The organism is Psychrobacter pasteurii (assembly GCF_900162815.1).
Taxonomy (GTDB): Bacteria; Pseudomonadota; Gammaproteobacteria; order Pseudomonadales; family Moraxellaceae; genus Psychrobacter; species Psychrobacter pasteurii.
In genome coordinates this window covers 1-23275 of record NZ_FUGD01000102.1, presented here as the reverse complement: position 1 = coordinate 23275, position 23275 = coordinate 1, and the positions used below count along the sequence as shown (strand labels likewise).

The 23275-nt window shown below is 42.3% G+C and carries 17 protein-coding genes and 2 pseudogenes; 11 read left to right on the top strand and 8 right to left on the bottom strand.

The genetic code is table 11. The annotated features are described in order from the left end of the window. The coding region (locus tag A1232T_RS09225) for an FAD-binding oxidoreductase (protein ID WP_143513978.1) at window positions 1-777 on the bottom strand (777 nt) is incomplete at its 3' end. 362 nt (window positions 778-1139) lie between these two features. On the opposite strand from A1232T_RS09225, the gene serA reads away from it, so the two are divergent. The 4 genes from serA to A1232T_RS09205 all read left to right on the top strand — a co-directional run bounded on the left by serA (window position 1140) and on the right by A1232T_RS09205 (window position 4516). Next, entirely contained in the window at window positions 1140-2366 is a 1227-nt protein-coding gene (gene serA, locus A1232T_RS09220; protein ID WP_077449139.1) for a phosphoglycerate dehydrogenase, read from the top strand. 211 nt (window positions 2367-2577) lie between these two features. Beyond that, window positions 2578-3456 (top strand): MBL fold metallo-hydrolase, encoded by an 879-nt coding sequence (locus tag A1232T_RS09215; protein WP_077449138.1) that lies wholly within the window; start codon window positions 2578-2580, stop codon window positions 3454-3456. 290 nt (window positions 3457-3746) lie between these two features. Further along, window positions 3747-4109 carry a hypothetical protein gene (locus A1232T_RS09210; RefSeq protein ID WP_244152439.1) on the top strand — a complete coding sequence of 121 codons (363 nt, stop codon included), beginning with the start codon at window positions 3747-3749 and terminating at the stop codon, window positions 4107-4109. 116 nt (window positions 4110-4225) lie between these two features. Continuing rightward, window positions 4226-4516, top strand: coding sequence for a hypothetical protein (locus tag A1232T_RS09205; protein ID WP_077449137.1), 291 nt, complete (start codon window positions 4226-4228; stop codon window positions 4514-4516). A gap of 96 nt (window positions 4517-4612) precedes the next feature. On the opposite strand, the gene A1232T_RS09200 is transcribed toward A1232T_RS09205, so the two are convergent. The 6 genes from A1232T_RS09200 to gmk all read right to left on the bottom strand — a co-directional run bounded on the left by A1232T_RS09200 (window position 4613) and on the right by gmk (window position 12642). Beyond that, window positions 4613-5680, bottom strand: a complete 1068-nt coding sequence (locus A1232T_RS09200; protein WP_077449136.1) for a cation diffusion facilitator family transporter — start codon at window positions 5678-5680, stop codon at window positions 4613-4615. Between the two features lie 122 nt (window positions 5681-5802). Continuing rightward, complete coding sequence (locus tag A1232T_RS09195; RefSeq protein WP_077449135.1) at window positions 5803-8151, bottom strand: primosomal protein N'; 2349 nt, start codon at window positions 8149-8151, stop codon at window positions 5803-5805. Window positions 8152-8271: 120 nt separating this feature from the next. Further along, window positions 8272-8667 carry a Rid family detoxifying hydrolase gene (locus tag A1232T_RS09190; RefSeq protein WP_077449134.1) on the bottom strand — a complete coding sequence of 132 codons (396 nt, stop codon included), beginning with the start codon at window positions 8665-8667 and terminating at the stop codon, window positions 8272-8274. A 69-nt stretch (window positions 8668-8736) separates the two neighbouring features. Continuing rightward, complete coding sequence (locus A1232T_RS09185; protein WP_077449140.1) at window positions 8737-10926, bottom strand: RelA/SpoT family protein; 2190 nt, start codon at window positions 10924-10926, stop codon at window positions 8737-8739. A gap of 723 nt (window positions 10927-11649) precedes the next feature. Then, window positions 11650-11910: a DNA-directed RNA polymerase subunit omega gene (gene rpoZ / locus A1232T_RS09180; protein WP_077449133.1), complete on the bottom strand. Its 261-nt coding sequence runs from the start codon at window positions 11908-11910 to the stop codon at window positions 11650-11652. Between the two features lie 117 nt (window positions 11911-12027). Beyond that, window positions 12028-12642 (bottom strand): guanylate kinase, encoded by a 615-nt coding sequence (gmk, locus tag A1232T_RS09175; protein WP_077449132.1) that lies wholly within the window; start codon window positions 12640-12642, stop codon window positions 12028-12030. A gap of 222 nt (window positions 12643-12864) precedes the next feature. On the opposite strand from gmk, the gene ispH reads away from it, so the two are divergent. The 5 genes from ispH (at window position 12865) to A1232T_RS09150 (ending at window position 20378) form a co-directional block, all read left to right on the top strand. Beyond that, window positions 12865-13821 carry a 4-hydroxy-3-methylbut-2-enyl diphosphate reductase gene (gene ispH / locus A1232T_RS09170; RefSeq protein ID WP_077449131.1) on the top strand — a complete coding sequence of 319 codons (957 nt, stop codon included), beginning with the start codon at window positions 12865-12867 and terminating at the stop codon, window positions 13819-13821. Between the two features lie 140 nt (window positions 13822-13961). Further along, on the top strand, window positions 13962-14777 hold the full coding sequence (locus A1232T_RS09165) for a thioesterase family protein (RefSeq protein WP_077449130.1): 816 nt from the start codon (window positions 13962-13964) through the stop codon (window positions 14775-14777). Between the two features lie 287 nt (window positions 14778-15064). Next, window positions 15065-17008 (top strand): molecular chaperone HtpG, encoded by a 1944-nt coding sequence (htpG, locus tag A1232T_RS09160; protein WP_077449129.1) that lies wholly within the window; start codon window positions 15065-15067, stop codon window positions 17006-17008. 208 nt (window positions 17009-17216) lie between these two features. After that, window positions 17217-18431 (top strand): nicotinate phosphoribosyltransferase, encoded by a 1215-nt coding sequence (gene pncB, locus A1232T_RS09155; protein WP_077449128.1) that lies wholly within the window; start codon window positions 17217-17219, stop codon window positions 18429-18431. Window positions 18432-18638: 207 nt separating this feature from the next. Continuing rightward, window positions 18639-20378: an AMP-binding protein gene (locus A1232T_RS09150; protein ID WP_077449127.1), complete on the top strand. Its 1740-nt coding sequence runs from the start codon at window positions 18639-18641 to the stop codon at window positions 20376-20378. A gap of 128 nt (window positions 20379-20506) precedes the next feature. On the opposite strand, the pseudogene A1232T_RS09145 reads toward A1232T_RS09150, so the two are convergent. After that, a pseudogene (locus A1232T_RS09145) lies at window positions 20507-21084 on the bottom strand (DUF924 family protein). Window positions 21085-21331: 247 nt separating this feature from the next. Here A1232T_RS09145 and fghA point away from each other — a divergent pair. Further along, the gene (gene fghA, locus A1232T_RS09140; protein ID WP_077449126.1) at window positions 21332-22192 is read left to right on the top strand and encodes an S-formylglutathione hydrolase; all 861 of its coding nucleotides are present in this window, start codon (window positions 21332-21334) and stop codon (window positions 22190-22192) included. A gap of 179 nt (window positions 22193-22371) precedes the next feature. Further along, window positions 22372-23172: pseudogene (locus A1232T_RS09135) on the top strand (RNA-guided endonuclease InsQ/TnpB family protein); the annotation flags it as partial. Between the last annotated feature and the right edge of the window lie 103 nt (window positions 23173-23275).

The following is a 23275-nucleotide window of genomic DNA, read 5'->3' as shown; positions in this document are numbered from 1 at the left end:
GTCCTGTGGCGCGCGCTCAAGCTTCATCTGAGCTTTAGTGACAATACCTAACGTACCTTCTGCACCGATAAATAAATGACGTAAATCATAACCGGTAGCATTTTTAATCATACCGCGGTTCAGCTGTAAGATATCGCCTTTACCAGTAACAACAGTTAGACCCAGTACCCAGTTACGGGTCATGCCATAACGAATGACTTTAATACCGCCCGCATTGGTACCAATGTTACCGCCAATTTGACTAGAGCCTGCTGAAGCAAAATCAACGGGATAGTACAAACCTTTGTCTTCAGCAAACTGCTGCAACTGTTCGGTAATCACACCCGCTTCAACTTCAACCATTCTGTCGGCTGGATGAAATTCACCGATCTTGTTCATTTTATCAAGGCTAATCACAATCTCACCATTACTGGCCACAGCACCTGCTGATAAACCAGTACGACCACCGCTTGGGGTGACGACAATGTTGTGTTCATTAGCAAGCTTAATTACTGATTGCACTTGCTCGGTTGATTTAGGAAATACAACCGCACAAGGTGCTGGAGCAAAGTGTTTGGTCCAGTCTTTCCCCCAGTGCTTTAGGCTTTCGCTATCTGTTTTGATTTGTGTATCATCAAAGCCGTGAGTGCTGGTTAGGCTGGTGAGTAGATTAGTTAATGCTTCAGGGTCTGTCGTTTGGTCTTTTGAAAGCTCTGGCGCATCAACTGGTGATTGATCTGAGCTGTGTGCTAACTCATGAGCAGTGGAGGCAGTATTTGAAATATTGGATGCAGTCATATTGGTCTCTACAGAAGTTTAGGATACAAAACAATTTAAAAACAAACAAAAGCCAGTTGCGACAAACCGCATAACTGAAGTTTTATCATTATAGTCGTATTTGGCAGGGCTTTATTCATAATTTAGTCTGCCAAAATAATAAAATATGTTATAAGATAGTTGTATTATGACATAGTGCTAATAGAGTATGTAAGTCGCAGTATGAGACGAGCGACTTTAGTTTTAGGGCAGTCACAGAGATTGTGACTCACTTAAAGTCATATTTGTTACTTTGACGCTTTTCAAGGCAAAGTGATACCTGATAAGGTTAGTAGTTAATAACCCATTGAAAATTAATAACCCATCAAAATAAGGGCAAAGACATGGCATTATCGCTTGAGAAAGATAAAATACGTTTTTTACTGCTAGAAGGCTTACACGAGAATTCACTGAAGGTTTTAAATGATGCGGGCTACACCAATATTGAGTATCTATCGCATGCTTTAGATCCTGAAGAACTAGAAGAAAAAATTAAAGACGCTCATTTTATCGGTATTCGCTCACGTACTCAGTTAACTCGCGACATTCTTGAGAAAGCAGAAAAACTTATTGCAATCGGTTGTTTCTGTATTGGTACCAACCAAGTAGATTTAGAAGCTGCTCGTGAATTTGGTATTCCTGTATTTAATGCCCCTTATTCAAACACCCGTTCAGTTGCTGAATTGGTAATAGCCGAGGCGATCATGCTTTACCGTGGTATCCCTGAGAAAAATGCGGTTGTACACCGTGGTGGTTGGGGTAAATCTGCTAAGAACTCACATGAAGTTCGTGGTAAAGTCATGGGTATCGTGGGTTATGGCTCAATTGGTTCACAATTGTCTGTATTGGCCGAAAGCTTAGGTATGAAGGTTATTTATCATGATGTCATGACTAAGTTGCCACTAGGTAACGCGGTGCAAGTAGGCAGCTTAGAAGAGCTACTACAAACTGCAGATATCGTCACTCTGCACGTGCCAGACCTACCAAGCACGCGTTATATGATGAAAAAAGAGCAGTTTGATCTAATGAAAGAGGGCAGCTACTTTATTAACGCAGCCCGTGGTACTTGTGTTGAAATTGATGACTTAGCCGCTGCTATCGAATCAGGCAAAATCTTAGGCGCTGCCGTAGACGTGTTCCCGAAAGAGCCAAAATCAGCAGACGAAGAGTTTGAATCACCACTGCGTAAGTTTGACAACGTTATCTTGACGCCACATATCGGTGGGTCTACTCAAGAAGCCCAAGCTAACATTGGTCTTGAAGTGGCTGAGAAGTTTGTTAAATACTCTGACGCAGGGGATACTACGACCTCTGTTAACTTCCCAGAAGTTAGCATTCCAGTGAAAGAGGGCTCACACCGTCTGTTACACATCCACAAAAACGTACCAGGCGTATTGTCACAAATCAACAGCTCATTTGCGAGCGCAGGCATCAACATCTTAGCTCAAAGCTTAATGACTGAAGGTGACGTGGGTTATTTGGTTATGGATGTAGATAACCGCAACTCACAAGAAGCTCTAGATCAGCTAAGAAACATCAAAGAAACCATCCGTGTTCGTGTTTTATTCTAAACAAATGAGTCAATACATTTTGGTATAAAAAAAGCTGGCAGTTGCCAGCTTTTTTTATGGATTTGGAAGCAAGAACGATAATAACAACAAAAAATAAGCTGCTGTTACTATATTTATATATATAATATTATTAAGTATATTATTATGTAGTAACTATAAACATTTTCAGGCATTATAAAGTAAAAGCAAATTTAGAATAAAGGGGAGTCCTATGCAAATTAAATCATTCTTACATGAGGATACGGAGACTTATACTCACGTATTAATTGATGAGGCTAATAAGCTGTGTGCCATTATTGACCCTGTATTGGATTATGATTTTAAGTCAGGTCATACCAGCACTCAATCAGTGGATGAGGTTATCAATTATGTCCGAGATCATGACTTGAGCTTAAAATATATTATTGAGACCCATGCTCATGCCGATCATCTTAGCTCGGCTCATCATATTAAACAGGAGCTTGGCGGTGAGCTTGTCATTGGTAAGCACATCACTGAAGTTCAAAAGATATTCAAAGAGGTATTTAACCTAGACAATTACTTTAAAACCGATGCCAGTCAATTTGATGTGCTGACTGAAGAAGGCACTGAGTTTATGCTAGGCGATATTAAACTTAGCGTGATGCATGTGCCAGGCCATACGCCTGCAGACATGGCTTATATTGCTGAGGACACGACGGACAGTGAGCGTGCGTTGGCAGTCTTTGTTGGTGATACGCTATTTGCCCCTGACGTAGGCACCGCACGCGTTGATTTTCCTGGTGGTGATGTGGATGATTTATATCACTCTATCCAAAAGATATTGTCTTTACCGGGTGATAGTGAGATATATTTATGTCACGATTATCCACCAGAGGGACGCACGCACTCACCAGTCACCACGGTTGCTGAACAAAAGGCGCATAATATTCATGTTCGTGATGAGGTCAGCAAAGCCGAGTTTGTGAAAATGAGAACTGAGCGCGATGCCACATTGGATATGCCAAGGCTAATTATCCCCTCTGTGCAGGTCAATATTCGAGCAGGTGAGATGCCAGAGCCAGAAGACAATGGCGTACGTTACTTAAAAGTACCCATCAATACTTTGTAACTGTTGTCTTTAACTGCTGGCGATAACTTTAATTTATCGTATGGCCTAAAGGGAAAAAGCTCAGCGAATAAAATAGGCTGAGCTTTTATTTATTCAGTTCAAACTTTATGATAATATAATAATTCATCATCGTGGGTTTAATGGATAGGTAGGTTATCAATCAATGACTTCTATCACTGCAACTTCCAGCACGATATAAAATAACTCTGGTAAAGCGCATGAACCTGTACTCCGACACGGTCCTTTGTGCCTTTTAAGATTCGTTTCAGTCGGAGTTCCAGGAGTCTATTATGTGTAAGTTTCAATCTCTAGCTGCCACAGCAGCGCCTGCCAATACCTTCCAATACGCCCCTCGATATACGCCAAAATGTCCACTGGCAACCTTGGCTGTGCAACAAATTATCCTACTGCATCTTAGATCAAGCGATATTGTAAAAGCGATGGGCTATCCTAAAAAGCACACCTTTGCAGCCACGGATCGCCTGCGCTATGTCCTTTGTAGTAAAAACTTAGGCTTAGATGGAAGCTATATTGATCCCTTTTATAGTTCTCACGAGTTTGTGCTTGAGCTATTTCGTATTTTGCAAGTAACGCCTGAACAATATATCGAAGAGATTGAATTGATTCGTGAAACGTTAAAGCAAGCGAACTAAGACACAGTCCGTTAGAACATCAGTTAGATTGGAACACAAGAATACGATGGTATTGAAGGATTATTCACGCTTATTATGGGTAGTTGGCTAAAGTGAATCCCTACAAGGAGGACTGTGTGCTAAATATACTCAAATATAAAGACAGTGACACAATACTAGATATCATTTTGATTACCTTTGCCAGAGTGGTGTTGGCTGTAGGCCTGTGTTTGTTTTCTTTTTATCTGGCAGTGGCTTCTACCATGGGGCCAACCATAGCGCCTGAGGTCTGGGTAGGCAGTATGCAGTTGGATATGATTATACGTATCGGTGTCCTGATTTTCTCAATATGCCTGACTCTTTTTGCAACCGTATGGCTCATTTATCCGTTACTGCGCTATCTTTATAAAAAAACGACGCATCATTAATAGAAAATGATATAAATAAAAAAAGACATAGGCCCCCATCTTCAGTGATGTGATAGGTGCCTATGTCTCTTAGTAGGTGTCGATTTTTAAAGAGGATTAATGGTGGTGGTGACCGATATGCCCCTGTCCTGTATTGAGATTAGGGTCCTCTAAAGCACACACAATAGCCTCAATTCTGTTGTGAGGGTGCTCAACCGATTCGACCTGAATGGTCGTGTGGCTAATGCCTAATTGCTCTAGACTGTGCTCAATATCGTGAATTAACTCACTGGCCTCTAAGATGCGCATGTCTCCATCGACAACTACGTGGCACGATAAGGCGTGTAGGCCACTGGTGATACTCCACACATGCAAATCATGAACGGTAATAATGTGTTCATGAGACTCAATGGTTTCCTTCACCACATCTAATGAAATCTCTTCTGGAGTGCCTTCCATTAATATGTGAGTCGACGCTTTGACCACTCGAAAACCACTGATCAAAATCAAGATAGCGACCACAACGGAGGCCACAGGGTCCGCCCACCACCAGCCCATCCACATCATCGCTAAGGCTGCAACGATGGCAGCTACTGAACCGAGCAAGTCGCCTAATACATGTAGGTAAGCACTGTGCATGTTTAGGTTTTGACCTTCTGACTCAGAATCTTCAGGGTCGTGACTGTGAGAAGCACCGCTGCGGTGTAGCATATACGCCACTATTAAGTTAACGGTCAGGCCAATAGTCGCAATGATTAACATGCCTTTAGAGGCAACGTCTGGGGGAGAGGCGAAGCGCCCAATAGCTTCCCAAACAATCATTAGCGAAATAATGATTAAGGTGGCGCCATTAGCCCCAGCGACCAAGATTTCAAAGCGTTTATAACCATAGGTCTTTTGTTTATTGGCTTCTTTTTCACCAATTTTAAAGGCCAGTAGAGTCGCCCCTAAGGCAGCAGCATCCGACAGCATATGACCTGCATCAGATAAAAGCGCCAAACTGTTAGTCAACACGCCACCAATGGCTTCGACCAACATAAAGAAGGTGATCAGAATAAAGCTAAACAGCAGAGTACGACGCTGTTTACTCATATCACGAGCTTTGGGTTCGTCATGAAAGTGGGGTGGATCATGAGCGATAATCGGATTCGGCTCTTGGTTAGACTTAGGATCTTGTGAGGTCATAAATACCTTTTTATCTCCAAATAAGCGACTGGGGTTACTCCATTGCCGATTAACCGTAGCAGATTAGGCAAGGGCCACAATTTATTTAAATTATATTAAAAATATATAGATAGTCTACTATATTACCAGCCTACTGGGTCGATATCTAAAGTCAGCTTTAAGTACTTTGCTGACGGCAGCTGTAGAACCTGTGGCCACCAGTAGTTTAATAGTTGATGCAAGGGTTGCCGCTGCTTGGATAATAGTAAGAGTTGGCTATGGTAACGGCTGTTTTTCATTTTCATTGGGGCATCAATAGGACCTAAAATGGCCAGCTGATGCTGCGGCATGATAGAGATGGCATCTTTTAATACCTGAGTTGCCCGCTGTAAGGTCTTTGCTTCACAGCGAATGAGCGCGCCATAGGTATAGGGGGGCAGACCTAACATCTTACGTTCTTTTAGTAGCTCTAAAGCAAAAGGTTGATAGCCATCACGGACCAGTTTGCGTAGTAAAGGGTTTTCAGGCTGAACGGTCTGAATTAATACCTTACCCGGCTTGCTACCTCGTCCTGAACGTCCGGCAACCTGCACAATTAATTGGGCTGTGTGCTCTGGTGAGCGAAAGTCGGGGGATAAAAATCCCCGGTCAGCATTTGGCAAGCAAACTAAAGTAACATTGGGAAAGTGATGCCCTTTGGCCACCATTTGGGTGCCCACTAATATGGCCGGGTCACCACTATTAATGCGCCGATATATATCTTCCCAGCTGTCCTTTTTTCGAGTGGTGTCTCGGTCAATTTGGATGATGGGGTAGGTTTTTTTGCTGGTTTGTGGGTTTGAAAAAAGAGCGTGTAAGCTTTCTGTTAATCGGGTGGTGCCCATACCCACCGCATTTAAATTGACACTGGCACAATCTGGACAAGCTAACGGTATAGAGGCTTGCCAGTCACAATGATGGCATTTTAGATAGCTTGGCTGATTGCTATTTAACTGGCTATGATGCACCGTTAAATGAGCTTCACAGCGGACACAGTCTGCTTGCCAACCGCAAGCCTCACACAGCAAGATAGGGGCGTAGCCTCGGCGATTTAAAAACACCAATACTTGTTCACCAGCTTCTAAGGTATCTCGGATGGCATGGATGGTGTCATCTGTCAGTCCGGTATTTTGTGAGTTTTTTAAATTCGGCAATAAAGAAGCTTGCTCACTGGGAGCCGCTGGCAAGTCACTGTATAGAGTGGGCTTGTCACGGGCATCGACTAACTTCAAGGTCGCTGTTTTTGCATTGCCAGCACGCTGTGAGAGCACAAGCTCGGTTAACTTACCCTCTTGAACCAGCTTTAAGTGTTCTAACGAGGGGGTCGCCGTGCCAAGTACTACGGGGATACCCAGTTGATAGCCTCGATATAGCGCCACATCTGCTGCGTGATAGCGTAAGGTGTCTTGCTGTTTATAAGACTGATCATGGGATTCATCGACCACAATGAGCCCTAAGTTGGCAAAAGGGTGCAAGATGGAGGAACGGGTACCGATAATAATTTGAGCCCGTCCTTCTCGGCAGTCCTCCCAGCCATGCATACGCTGCGTATTATTCAGCCCAGAATGTAGCAGTAGAATATTGGCAGCAAAGCGTTCAGCAAAGCGAGCCCTGGTTTGTGGGGTTAACCCAATTTCAGGCACCAGTACCAGGACTTGTTTGCCAGCTTCTAATACAGACTGCATGGCCTGAAGGTAGACTTCAGTTTTGCCACTGCCAGTTACCCCATTTAATAAGTATCCGCAGTATTTTTCCTCTTTAGCCGTCGCTATAATACTATCGACCGCTTGTTTTTGTTGCTCGTTGAGCGTCAGAGGCATCTTAGCCAGGGTAACTGGATTTGGTGGAGATTTCGGCTGCAAAAAGCGCTCGATTAAACCATTTTCTTCAAGAAGCTTTAAGAAAGGACGTTGCATGCCTTCTAAAAGCAAAGTGTCTTCACTCGCCCCATGTTCACCATGTAGCTTGAGCATGGCAAATTGCTGTCTTTGCTTGTGCGCATTGCTATGAAAGTCAGCTTCACTGACATTGGGTAAGATACGCCAATGAGTAATTAATAAATCTAGAGGCTTGCCTTGGCGAATTAGGGTCGGCAACATGACTGAGAGAACGTCACCTAAAGGGTAGTGGTAATAACCGGCTAGCCAGCGGGCTAAAGACAGCATTTGCTGACTTAACAAGGGCTTGGTATCAATAACCTGTTTTATGGTTTTAAGCTTGTTAACAGGGACTTCACTAAGGCTGCTGTCAATATGATCTACAACAATACCGATTAAGGTTTGTCGGCCAAAGGAAACTTGCACTCTTCCTCCAATTGGGGGAGGGGCGGTGGTATTTGGATCGATGGTATTTAGATCGGTGCTATTTGGATCAGTATTGTTAGATGTATCAGATGGGGGAAGATAGTCGAATTCACGATAAAGAGGAACCGGTAGGGCGACACGAATTAGCATCAGGTGGAAGCCTCCTTAAGTGAAAGGTTATCAACTAAAGCCTGTTTAATTGATAACCTAATGCATAAGCTACAAGTATCTATCAGTTAATGTTTAAGCCATTAATTCTAAATAAATAGATTAGTCTTCGATAAATAAGATAGATTCAATCTCAACGATACCGCCTTTTGGTAGAGCCGCTACTTGTACTGCAGCACGGGCAGGATATGGTTCAGCCAGACGCTCAGCGAAGATAGCGTTTAGGGCACCAAAATCATTCAAATCTGTTAGAGATACGTTGAACTTAACCACATCGCTTAATTTACCACCAGCCGCTTCACAGATAGCTTCAATGTTATCCATAACTTGAGCTGCCTGAGCGTCAAAGCCGTCACGAAGCTCCATAGTTTCTGGATCAAAGCCTAGCTGACCTGAGATATATACTAAGCTACCACCAGCTGATGGAATTTTTACTGCTTGTGAATAGGCGCCAACGGCTGCAGGGGCTTTATCAGTATGAATAGTTTGACGGGCCATAATTTTTTCCTTTGTTATTAATTAATATTTACAGGGGTTTGGTTTGTAAATTGAGGGTTGCTTATACCGCTACAAACGATATAGGCGGCGAATACTACCAAAACCTACATGAGGACGTAAAGCTTCAATGCCTTCTAAGACATGGCTACGACTGCGTACAATCACATGAATAATCGTAGAGTCAGAGCGAACATCTAATTTTTCAATGCCAATACTTAACTGTCTTAGGGTATACAGCACATGGGATACTTGCTCATCGGTTAAGGCCAAATTAATTTTTAAATAGGCAGTGAAATGAGGGCGCTCACTGGGATGCTCAATGCTTTTTTCTATTTCCTCTTCACTATACCAGTCAAGTTGAACCAGCTCATAGGGCTTATCAACATACTTACTGACTATAGAATAACAGCGATGGCGATGTAACACCAAGCCGTGCATAGTTAAGTGACCGATAATAGGGTCGCCAAAGATGGGTCGGCAACATCCAGCAAAGTGTACTTCCACCCCGTTGGCGTTGGATAAGAGCTGATTGGGGCGATCAAAGCCTTTTTTGCTGGCTTGTTGGTGCGTCTTGGTGACATCGTCACTAAACAGTCTGGATACTACCAACTGAGGTAATAAAGCACCCGCACTCATGCGCTCGTATAAATCTTCTATCTTCTCAACATTTTGCCATAACAGTAAGTCTTGCCAGTCCGCTTCGGTAAGATCATCAAGAGATCTGCCGTAGGTTTGTAAAGCGCGATCTAAGGCCTGTTTGCCATGTTGTTGCTGCTCTTCTATGGGTAGACTACTAAACCAACGTTTAAGCGAGCGCTGGGCCTTACTGGTGACCACGATGCCTAACCACTCAGCTTTAGGTTTGGCATTGGGGTCAACTTCTATCTCTACCGTAGCACCTGATTTTAAGTTAGAGCCGAGCTTGGCTTTTTCACCGTTGATTTTTGCCCCAACCGCAATATTGCCCACTTTCGGGCCCACTGCATAAGCAAAGTCTAATGCTGTAGCCCCTCGAGGAAGCTCATAGGCTCGACCTTTTGGACTGTAGCAAAGAATTTTTCGGGTATTTAAGTAAGAGATAAGCTCATCAATGGTTTCTACCATTTCATCATAGTCAGGATCGCCTTCTTTACCTTCGCCTTCCGTATTGTAGTCAATCAGCTCTTTCATATTGCGTAAAGAAGCTTTAATGACAGAACGGCTCAAGTCAGAGGCTTGTTCGGCACTAATAACACCCAAGCGAGAAACCGCTTCCATCTTACGGGTAAGCAAGGTCACTTTAATAGTGTCATTATCTCGTTTATAAATCAGCGTTAATGACTGGTTGCCACCGGGTAGAGGATGGCGAATATTGTCTTCAACGAAGTTCTCGGAGATACGATATTTCTTGATCAGATAAGCGGCTAATAAGTCACAATCTTCAATGGTGTTGGTAACAATTTCAAAAGCATAGTGACGTAATAAGTCATCGATTTCACCGCGGTTACGGAAAAATTGACGATACATAATCACCGTATTTTCTAAAGTACGCACATGGCCTGAAATATGGTGTCTATCTAGCACATAATTTAGGTACTGCTGGATCGTCTCTTTTTGGTATTTTCGACCTAAACCGTGTTGTAAAAGTTTGTCCGACATTTTGGTATACATAACCGGATCTAGGTTACGGTAACACAAAATTTCCATATAATCGGCGATGTCATTCATACCCATTAAGCGGGCAAAAGGCACATAGAACTCTAAGGTTTCAGAGGCTGTAGACTTTTGCTTTTCTCGGCGTACTGAGTCTAAGGTCGACATATTATGTAAGCGGTCGGCCAGCTTAATAATTAACACTCTAGGGTCGTCTAAAGTGGCAGACATAATCTTATGGAAAGTGGCTGCTTTGTTTTGTCTCTTGTTATGATTAGAAGACTTAAGCTTGGTAACGCCATCGACTAGGCTCGCCACAGTGTCGCCAAACAGCTGAGAAATCTCTTCTGAGGTGACCTCTGTATCTTCGACCGTATCGTGCAATATCGCAGCGATAATGGTGTCTCTGTCTAGTCTAAAGCCCGCTAGAATCTCAGCAACAGCGATGGGGTGAGTGATATAAGGCTCACCAGACTTTCTTTTGTCTTTGATATGCGCTTTGTCCCCATAAGCACAAGCCTTTAATACATCTTGTTTCTCAGCATCGTTTAAGTAGGCAACAGCACGCATTAAATTGCGCTGAGCTTCATCTACCAAATGATGGCTAAGCTTAGGTAAGTTGTGCATATAAGAGGTTTGATTTAACTGCTCATCATCGTATGAGTTTGGCAAGGTAATATCTGGACTTATCGAGGTGTCCACGATGTTGTTTGAGTTGGTAATATTGTTAATGACATTGCCATCAATGTCAGTTTTGAGAGAGTCAGTCATATCAGCTTCAGTGTCAGACAAGCTTGCATCAGGATTAGGAGTATTTTTAACATTTGAGGGTAACATCATTTAATCATCCTTCAGCCAGGCAACAGACAATAATATGCAATCAGTTTAGATTGAACATCCATAAGTTATTTAATAATCCTCTGTCTTAACTTATTCAAGGGCTTTGATTTATCCAAGATATTAATTTATCTAAGACAAAAGTATAAAAACAGGGCTATAAAATAGTATAGGGATAATAAAAATAAATAAGCAGTGAGACTCTTAATTAATCTTAAAAATAGCCTCGTGTCAACCAGTAAGCTGTGATTGTTTTAAATAAAAAAAAATAACTGCCTTTGGCGTGAGGTCAGGCTTAGCATAAAGGGTTGTCTAGCACCTTACAAAGCTTAACAAGAAAAAGCTGTTAAGGTCTATTAAGAGTCAGTGGCTTATTATAAAAGTCAGTTAAAATATAAAAAACCACGATTTGCTAAATGCTTATCGTGGTTTTCTTATTGTAACGGGCTTAAAAGAGAAGGGGATTACAATCCATCTGCCCGCTCTTTTTTTAATTACCTTATAACAAAGGAATTAAAAACCTTGACCGCCGCTTAATGCTAAGTCTAATGAATTGGTAGCAAAGTGGTGATCTGGTTGGTCTAAGATATCTTTAGTTACTAAACCCGCTGCGATTTCGCGTAAAGCTAATACAGTTGGCTTGTCATTATTGACTTCAACTAATGGCTCAGAGATGCCTTTGGCCAATTGATGGGCGCGCTTGCTGGCAACCAATACCAGCTCAAAGCGGTTATCTACTGCATGTAAGCAGTCTTCTACGGTTACACGTGCCATAAAGTCCTCTTGTTATCACTAGGTGATATATAAAAATTCGATAGTTAATCAAGCATTATAGCAAATTTACTGTATCAAGTGGGTAGCTTTATTTAGCTAACTACTCAATATTATTAATTATTCGCTGATTAGGTCGCTAATGGTGTCTCCATAACGGGCTTGCTGGCGATCTAGCGTTTGACGTTTGGCGACAATAATGGATTTAAGTTCAGTCAAAGCAGCTTCAAATTGATCGTTAATAACCACATAATCAAAATGAACGTACTGCTGCATCTCTGTTACCGCCCCGGCCAGACGTTTTTCGATGACTTCTTGAGAGTCTTGGCCGCGTGAGGAGAGACGCTGACGTAAAGTGGCTTTGCTTGGCGGCAAAATAAAAATCATGGTCACATCGTCGTAAAGCTCTTTGATTTGAAGCGCACCTTGCCAGTCAATCTCTAAAATAACGTCAACGCCTGAATTTAGCTGTTGATCAACGCTTTGGCGCGAGGTGCCATAATAGTTATCAAATACTTGGGCATGCTCTAAAAACTCACCCGCTTGAATGCCCTCTACAAATTTTGTGGTGTCAGTAAAATGATAATGTTGGCCATCTACTTCACCAGGGCGGGGATCACGTGTTGTGTGAGAGACGCTGACGGCCAAGTCATTGGTGGTCGCGATAAGCTGTTTAACTAGGGAGGTTTTACCAGTGCCTGAAGCAGCAGTAACAATAAATAGTGAACCTTTCATATAAGAAAATCTCTTTGAGTTGGGTTTTGAAATTATGAGTGCGGTGAAACGATTATGAAAAATAGATGTTTATTACACCAAAATAGTAGCTTGTATGAGTGCTATTTTACTGGATATGTTAAAGTAGTCACAAAATAGTTTGCTCAATCTAGTTAAAAGCCTAAAAATTTAGCTAGCGTTGGCCTACTTTATTTATCCGATTATCTATTGTGAAGGTCTGTTATGCAAATTTATCTTGCCAATCCTCGTGGTTTTTGTGCTGGTGTTGACCGTGCTATTGCTATTGTAAATGAGGCATTGACACGTTTTGAGCCACCTATTTATGTGCGTCATGAAGTGGTACATAATAAGTTCGTGGTGTCTGACTTGGCCAATCGTGGGGCAGTATTTGTGGAAGAGCTGCATGAAGTACCTGATGGGTCTATTGTTATCTTTTCAGCACATGGTGTCTCTAAAGCTGTGGAAGATGAAGCTCAGCGCCGTGATTTGACTGTATTTGATGCCACTTGTCCGCTGGTTACTAAGGTTCATATTGAAGTGGCAAAATTTGCCCGTGACAATATGGATGCGGTATTAATTGGTCATCAAGGCCATCCTGAAGTAGAAGGAACTATGGGCCGCTTTAGTCCTCAATATGGTGGCGAGATTTATCTGGTAGAAAACGAAGAAGATGTGGCGAAGCTTGAGGTCAGCAATCCTGATCGCTTAGCATTTGTTACCCAAACCACTTTATCTATGGATGATACCGCAAAAGTAATTGATGCTTTGCGTAGTAAGTTTCCAAACATTCAAGGTCCACGTAAAGACGACATTTGCTATGCTACCCAGAACCGTCAAGATGCTGTAAAAGACTTGGCGCAGCGTTGTCAGGTGGTATTGGTTGTCGGCTCACCAAACTCATCTAACTCAAACCGTCTGCGTGAGCTTGCCGAGCGTATGAACTGTAAAGCATACTTAATTGATAATGCCGGCGAGATGAAAAAAGAGTGGTTTGAAGGTGTGGAAGCAGTGGGTGTGACAGCTGGGGCCTCTGCACCAGAGATACTTATTCAAGAGGTATTAAATCAGCTGCAAGACTGGGGCGGTGACATACCTGATGAATTAAAAGGCATTGAAGAAAATGTTACCTTCAGTCTGCCAAAAGAGCTGCGTATCCCTGTAAAGCAGGTTCGAGTGTAATTTAAAATAATTGATAGATTAAAAGCTGTGGCTTATTAAAAAGAGCCACAGTTTTTTTAAGTTTGAAAATGGTCTTTTTTGAATAAAGCTTTGGCTTTGATAAAAACAATCAGCCGTCAATAAAAAGTTAAGGATGACTTATGGCTTCATATTACCAATTTATTAAGCGAGAAACTCAGGCCGATAATAGTACGGTGGCACATTACAAGCCAACGCTACACGCTCAAGGGGCCTGGAATGAGCATGAGCAGCACATGGCACCAGCCACAGGTATCTTAGCCCGCGAACTTGAGCTGTTCACTCCTCAGCCAAATCTGCGTATAGCTCGGATAGGCTTAGATATCTTAGGATTGATTCCTCTGCAAGAGTTTACGATTACCACCCGCTGTATTCGCCCAGGCAGAACCATCGAGCTTATTGAAGCCGTGATGAGTAGCGGTGGACGCGACTGTATCATCGCCCGAGCGTGGCGCTTATTAACTCAAGATACCTCTGAAATTGCCGGTTTAGAAGACTCGGTAGCTACTTCTCATCCTGATAACCTGCCAGGATGGGAGGAGATGAAAGGATGGCCGGGTGGCTTTATTGAAAGTATTAAATTGGCTTCTGACCCTCATAGACGTCCTGGAAAAGGATTGGTTTGGTTGACCACAGAGCTTGATATGGTACAAGGGGAAGCCGCGTCAGACTTGGTTCATATAATGGGATTGGTAGATACCGCCAATGGCGTAGTTCCCAGAAAAGGGCTGAAAATGTCTGAAATGCAGTGGGCTTTTCCTAATACTGACTTACAAATTCATATGCATCGATTGCCACAAGGAAAATGGTTAGGGATTGAAGCAGTTCAGCAATACGGCGAGGACGGCGTTGGTTTAACCAGTGCTATTTTGCATGACTTGCAGGGGCCTTTTGGGCGCAGTGAGCAGATTTTGACCATCCGCCCTATGCTAAGCTAGGCTGTATGATGCTGAGCATCACACGCCATACTTATCTAAATACGCTGCTTAAAATGACAAAAACGCTGACTCATGACGAGTGAGCGTTTTTTTTATGTCATTTATCAGCCATCTTGCTTGAAAAAAACAGCCACTGACCCTATTAGTAAGGTAACCCAAGAGCGACTATATACACGGTTTTTTCAGATAAAAATTTGAAGCTAGCTTAACTGAAGCTGACTAAAAATTAGATAAGCTGTGTATATGCGTCAGCATAAAAATAATTATGGACTATTTACGAGGATATTATGAGCGAAAATCAACAAGCTACACAGCACGTTTTTGAAGCTGAAGTTGCCCAGCTATTGCACTTAGTGACTCACTCACTGTATTCAAATTCAGATATTTTTGTGCGTGAGCTGGTCTCAAACGCATCGGATGCCTGTGATAAATTGCGTTTTGAAGCCACCAGTGATGACAGCTTATATGAAGACGATGCTGAACTAAAGGTTCGTATCGACATCGATGCAGATGCCAAAACCATTACCTTTATTGATAACGGTATCGGTATGAATGAAGCAGATACCATCGAAAACTTAGGTACGATTGCTAAGTCAGGTACCAAAGCCTTCTTAGAGCAGCTGTCTGAATCACAAAAACAAGATGGTCAGTTGATTGGTCAATTTGGTGTGGGTTTCTATTCAGGCTTTATTGTGGCCGATACCATCACCGTTGAATCACGTAAAGCGGGCGAGCCTGCAGATCAAGGTGTACGTTGGGTATCTGATGGCACCGGTAAATTCACTACCGAAACCATTACCAAAGACAGCCGTGGCACGTCTATCACGCTGCATTTAAAAGAAGAATTCACGGAAGGTGAAGACAACTACCTTGACCGCAACAAGTTAAAGCAATTGGTCAATAAATACTCTGACCACATTAGCTTACCGATTCAAATGCGTAAAGAAGTGTGGCAAGAAGATGTGAAGGAAGAGGGCGACGACAGCGACGCACCAGCCGGCGGCGAAATGGTCGTTACCGATGAATGGGAAACTATCAACAAAGCCAGCGCGCTTTGGACTCGTTCAAGTTCAGAAATTGAAGATGAAGAATATACCGAATTTTATAAAAACATCAGTTATGACTTCCAAGATCCTCTAGCTTGGACTCATAAACGCGTAGAAGGCCGTGTTCAATATACACAGCTGCTATACATCCCTTCTAAGGCACCATTTGATTTATACGCACGTGAGCAGCAGCATGGCTTAAAGCTGTATGTAAAACGTGTATTTATCATGGATGATGCCGAGCAGTTATTGCCGATGTATCTGCGTTTCGTAAAAGGGGTAATTGACTCTCAAGACTTACCATTAAACGTGAGCCGTGAAATCTTACAAGAGTCACGTGACGTGAAGTCTATCCGTGATGGTAACGCGCGCCGTGTGTTAACGCTATTAGCAAGCCTTGCGAACAGCGAGGATGCAGAAAAGCAAGAGAAGTTCAAACAGTTCTACAGCGAGTTTGGTGATGTGATCAAAGAAGGTCTTGGCGAAGACATGACCAACCAAGAGCGCATTGCGAAGTTGCTACGCTACACGACTAGCACGCACGAAGGTCTGGAGACTGGTTTTGAAGACTACAAAGCCCGCATGAAAGAAGGCCAAAAAGCCATCTACTATCTAACTGCTGAAAACTTAGCTGCGGCTAAAAACAGCCCACAACTTGAGCTGTTTAAGAAAAAAGGTATCGAAGTTATCTTGATGACCAGCCGTGTCGATGAGTGGGCGATGAACTTCCTAACTCAATTCGACGGCATACAGCTACAAAACATTGCTAAAGGCGCAGTAGATTTAGGCGACTTGCAAGACGAAGCTGAGAAAGAAGAAGCTAAAAAAGCAGAAGAAAACTTAAAGCCTGTGGTAGACAAGCTGAAAAATGCTTTGGGTGAGCGTGCAAAAGACGTTCAAGTCTCAACCCGTTTGGTAGACAGTCCTGCTTGTCTGGTAGTGGGTGAAGGTGAGTTAACACCACAAATGGTACAGATGCTAAAACAAATGGGTCAGGAAGTACCAGATATCAAGCCAACGCTTGAAGTGAACCCAAATCACCCTTTGATTCAGAAGCTTGAATCAAGCGAGCAGTTTGATGACTTGGCGCAAGTTATCTTTGATCAAGCCCTGCTTGCTGATGGGGGTCAATTAGATGACCCAGCAGCGTATCTAAAACGTGTGAATGAGCTGCTTTTAAGATAAGCATTCAATAATGTCTATTTGAGAGCTTTAGCTCATAGCTTGTAATGAAGAAGGATCCAGATATATCTGGGTCCTTTTTTATTTTCTATTTATTCATAACTCCCGCTTTTTGCGACCAATAATAAAGCTAAATAGCTTTAATTCGCTGAAACAGTCATAATATTAGTATGGATAAAAATAAATCGCCTACTAACCATTGAGCAATAATATGACCCAGCCCATTATTACATCTCTTTTAGATAATGACTTGTATAAGTTCACCATGTTACAAGCTATGCTGCATCAGTTCCCACAAACTCATGGCGTGTACCGCTTCCGCTGTCGCAATTATAAAGACACCGCTTATCCGTTAGCGGATATTAAAGAAGCATTAGAGGAGCAGCTAGACTATCTGTGTGAGCTTACTTTTACTCAAGATGAGTTAGACTATTTAAGCACCTTACGTTTTATTCGCTCAGATTTTGTGGATTATCTAGAGCTGTTTAAGCTAAAGCGTCGTCATATTACGGTTAGTATTGATGCTAAAAATCGCTTAAATATAGACATTGAAGGACCCATGATTCAAGCCATGTTCTTCGAGGTTTTTGTTTTAGCAATCGTTAATGAGCTGTATTATCATCAGTTAACCACCCCAGCGGTATTAGAGGAGGGTGAGCGCCGTCTACAACAAAAAGTAGTTACCCTACAAGAGTATGCCTTAAAAGCTGACCGAGGAACGCCGCCTTTCATCATTGCTGATTTTGGTACCCGTCGCCGCTTTAGCAAAGCTTGGCATACCCATGTGGTTGAAACATTGCACAAAGCAGCACCGAGTATTGTACGCGGCACGTCTAACGTTTATTTAGCCAAGAAGCTAAAAATTACCCCTATTGGCACCATGGCGCATGAATTTATGCAGGCGTTTCAAGCGCTCGATGTGCGGCTACGCGATTCACAGAAGGCCGCATTAGAGGCATGGGTACATGAATATAGAGGTGATTTGGGGATTGCTTTGACTGACGTGGTAGGAATGGATGCTTTCTTACGAGACTTTGATTTGTATTTTGCCAAGTTGTTTGATGGCTTGCGTCATGACAGTGGTGACCCGTATGTGTGGGGCGATAAAGCCATTGCGCACTATCAAAAACTAAAAATCGATCCAAAAACCAAGATTTTAACCTTCAGTGATGGCTTAGATATTGAAAAAGCTTGGGAGCTGCATCAATATTTCAAGCAGCGCACACAAACCAGTTTCGGCATTGGCACCAACCTGACCAATGATATGGGGCTTACCCAACTTAATATTGTGTTAAAGCTGGTCGAGTGTAATGGTCAGCCGGTGGCCAAGCTATCAGATAGTCCTGGTAAAACCATGATTCACAATGATACTTATTTAGCCTATATGCGGCAGGTATTTGAGATTGAAGATAAGCCAGAGGAGTAGTTATTTACAATATCATATTGCCTTTATAGGTAGGATGGGAAAGGATTCTTGTGAGTCCTTTTTTTATCTCAAACAGTACTTTTAATATTTTAAAAATTCTGAGTATAATGAGATTATCTGTTTCATTTTAATAAACTGCTGTTTTTTTTCTAATACTATTAACAGGATGGTTAATAGACATACATTGATAATCACAAGGATGAGATTATGTTCAGACAATTATTAGAGCAGCGCTTCCCCAATGCAGGCTCACGTAATACTCCTTTAAAGCATAGTCATGATATTGGTGCCACCGATACGCCACTTATTGAAGCAACAATAGGTGACCACTTTGATGCTGTGGCCAATCAAAGCCCTGATAAAGAGGCACTTTTTTCTAGCCATCAAAATATTCGACTAACCTATCAGCAGCTGCAACAACAAGCCAATCAATTGGCCAGTAGCATGATAAAAATGGGATTAGAAAAAGGTGATCGTGTCGGTATCTGGTCGCACAATAATGCTGAGTGGCTTTTAATGCAATTGGCCACGGCTAAGGCTGGCATCATTTTAGTCAATATAAATCCAGCCTACCGTATATCAGAGCTTGAGTACGCGCTGAATAAAGTCGACTGCAAGGTCTTGGTGTTCATGCGTCACTTCAAAACCAGTGATTATGTACAAATGGTGCAGCAGATGGCGCCTGAGATGTGTCATCAAAGCTATGAGTGTTTAGAGCTTAGTACCCTACCTAATCTTAAGCGTCTTATTTGGATTGATTCGCCTGAAAACGAGGAAAGCTATGGGTTTATGCAAAAGTTCTCTGATTGGCTGGCCGAAGGTGATAGTCAAGATCTAAAGCTTGCTGAGCGTCAAAGTCAGCTAGATGCCAATGATCCCATTAATATTCAATTTACCAGTGGGACTACAGGCACTCCAAAAGGGGCTACGTTAACCCACAGAAACCTACTTAATAATGCCTATCACCTGGGTGAAACTCTGTGCTTAACTACTGAGGATAAGCTATGTTTACCCCTGCCTTTGTATCACTGCTTTGCTATGGTACTTGGTAATTTGACCATGTTATCACATGGGGCAAGTTTAGTTTATCCAAGCAGTAGCTTTGACCCGCTTAGAGTATTGCAGGCCATTAGTGAAGAGAAATGTACAGTACTTCATGCGGTACCCAGTATGTTTTTGGCAATTTTAAACCATCCTGAGTTTTCAAAGTTTGACTTAAGCAGTCTGCGTACCGGGGTATCAGGTGGTGCAAGCTGTCCTAGAGAGTTTATGCAACGGATTATCAAAGACATGCACATGAGTGAGCTAACCATTGCTTACGGTATGACCGAGACTAGCCCTAAGGCGACGCAGACCTTGCCGAGCACAGAGTTTGAAAAGCGCATTGCTACAGTAGGTGTGGTGCAGCCACATCTTGAGGTGAAGGTGGTGGATACCTTTAATGGTGAGACTTTGCCGATAGGGGAAGTGGGCGAGATATTAACCAAAGGTTATGCGGTAATGCAAGGCTATTGGAACGACTCAGTCAAAACGGCCGAAGCTATCGTGGATGGCTGGATGTATACTGGAGATTTAGGCAGTATGGATGAACAGGGCTATATTACTGTAGTGGGACGTAGCAAAGACATGATTATCCGTGGCGGTGAGAATATTTATCCTATCGAGGTGGAAAATTTCTTATACCGTCATCCTAAGATCTCTGACGTGCAAATTGTCGGTGTACCTGATGATCATTATGGCGAGGTACTGGCAGCTTGGATTATTCCAAAGTCAGGTGAAACCATTACTGAGCAAGAAATACGAGATTTTTGTTATAACCAAATAGCTCACTTTAAGATCCCAACTTATATTCGCTTCGTTGAGCAGTATCCAATGACAGTGACCGGAAAAATTCAAAAGTTTAAGATTGTCGAGGCTATGGTAGAAGAGCTAAAAGCTGTAGTCTAAACTTTGTAAGTTGCACTCTTTTTCATTCATTGTTTTTGCTGTTTAAAAAAAGCCCAACCTAAAAGGATTGGGCTTTGCTAGAGGGTTAATCCTGTTTAACCCTTTTTTTAATGGATTAGGAAAATACCTTAAAAAGAAGAATTAGGCTGCTTTAAAAACGCAAGCTCCTCGGCGGTTGACTCTCGATCAAGCACATCATTGCGATATCAAGCACATCATTGCGATGTGGATAACGCCCAAATCTATCAATGATTTCTTTGTGTCTCACCTCAAAGCTTAAAGTATATTCGTCATTTAATGCTTCGAATAAGGGCAAGCCTTGATCATGAATAAGCGCAGATTCAGAGTGCATGTAAGGCATGAGGGCAAATTTTCTATGATCTAAAACAATATTGGTATAGTCCTCACGCTTTACCAACTCCTGCGCTAAAACCAGCGCCATACCATCTTGGGCAAAAGCGTCAGCAGAATTGCGAAATAAGTTACGAGAGAACTGATCAAGGACTATAATTTCAGCTAAAGCGCCTTGTGCTGTCTCACGCCAGTGCGCACATTCTCCTGCTTTGGCTGCCAATAAAGTAGACCAAAAGTTGTCTCTAATCTTGTCATCAAATGCCTCGCTTTTTTCAAACCAGTAAGGCTGATTATCAGGATCAAACCAAAAATCTAAAACGCGCTGAGCTTCAGTATGGACAGTTTTACTCATATTACACCTCTATTATTTATTATCGTATTATGGCTTTAGTCTCTATCAGTCTAACAAAGATTTAATGATCTTAAGGTTAAGTTATTTATTCAAAAACATGATTTTATAAGCTCGGCAGTTAGGACTCTTTGAAGTTCTGACTCGGTTACTAGCCCTTACTTTCAAAAGCGGGGGACTATGATAGAATCCTCTTATACTTTAATGAATAACCCCGTAAAAATAAACAATAGAAAATTAGGATGATGATATGACTCAGTTAACCTTGATCAGTAACAATCGCTGCTTCAATGGCGAACAACGTTATTACACCCATCAGTCTTCAGTGACTAATTCAGAGATGAGTTTTAGCATTTATTTACCAGATGAAGCGGTTGCTGGTAAGACTTGCCCAGCGATATTGTATTTATCAGGTCTAACTTGTAGCCCAGATAACGTTACACACAAAGCTCACTTCCAACAAAAATGTAGCGAGCTTGGCATGATCTTTATTGCCCCAGATACGTCTCCTAAAGGCGATAATATTGCTAATGACGAGCGTTATTTCGTGGGTCAAGGAGCAAGCTATTATGTGGATGCCACTGAGCAGCCTTGGGCTGAGAGCTTTAAGATGCACAGCTATATTGCAGATGAGTTCTATGATTTGATTCGTAGTCAATTTGCGATTAGTAGCGTGGGTATCACCGGCCACTCTATGGGCGGTCATGGTGCGATTATGTTTGGCTTTAAGTACCCAAGCAAATTTATCAGCGTCTCAGCCATTGCTCCAGTTTGTGTCGCTAGTGAGTCGGATTGGGGTAAGGCAGCATTTAGTGAGTACTTTGGTGAGCAGACGGAGCAAGAGATGCCGTGGTCGCAGTTTGATGCCGCAAAAGTGGTAGAAGAAGCAGGCAAGCAGTATCCGTTAATTTTGGTTGACCAAGGAGCGGCCGATAACTTCTATATTGACGGCTACTTACGTCCTGAAGCGCTACAACAAGCCTGTCAAAAAGTTGAGCAGCCTTTAACGCTCAGATATCATGCCGGCTTTGACCACAGTTATTACTTCATCCAAACGGTTATCGAAGATCATATTGTGCACCATTATAACGCCGCATTAACCCATGGATAATTGGTATAATAGCTGGGTTTAAACGCTGTTGAACCCAGCGGTTTTAATTTTTGTATCCCTTTTTATCACCAGTCGCCGTAAAACCACCCACTTCAGGGGGTGGATATAAGGTGACACACACTGTCGTAAGAAGTCGTTAAAGGGTTGTAAGCTAAAATTAATCTTGCGATACTAAGCATATGAAAACACTCAAGCTACGCATTAAAGACAAACACATAAAAGAGCTGAATCGTCTAAGCGGTTCAGTGAACTTCGTGTGGAACTATGTTAATGCACTTTGCTTTGAGCATCTAAAACGTACCGGTAAGTACTTTTCAGCCTATGATTTAAACCAGTACACCAAAGGTAGCGGTGAGTTATTGAGACTGCATAGCCAAACACTGCAAGCTATCAATGAGACTCACGCCAAGGCCCGAAAACAATTTAAAAAAGCCAAACTTAACTGGCGTACCAATCGTCCTGATGCCAAACGCAAAACACTGGGCTGGATACCTTTTAAAAAGTCTGCTATCAAGTATCTACATAGCAGAAAAACAGGCAAAAAAGCACTTAAATCAAAAATTAAGCTATCACTTTCTAAAGGTCAAAAGCTCCTCATCGATGTATTCGATAGCTACAACCTAAGCCTATATCAAATCAACACGCTTGAGATAGTACAAGACAGTCGTAATCGTTGGTATGCGTGTATCACCGTTAAAGACTTTCCTAAGCAAGTAAGTGGTAAGGGCAGCGTGGGTATTGATTTAGGCCTAAAAGAGTCTGCTACTACCTCAAATGGTACCAAGCTAATTATTAAGCAAACGCAAAAGTGGGCGAATAAATTAGCAGTAGCCCAGCGTGCTAAGAATAAAAAATGTGTCAAAGCAATCCACGCCAAAATTAAAAATACAAGATTGGACTTAATTCATAAATTCACCACCAAGCTTGTTAAAGATAATGCCTTAATTGTGGTTGGTGATGTTAAATCACGCTCATTTACAACTATAGGACTTACGCAACAATCAGTCTAGGCGAGCGCAACTGCTCGCAGAGATAGTCATCCAGCAAGCCATGTTTTAACTGATATACCGTTTTCTTTGTCTG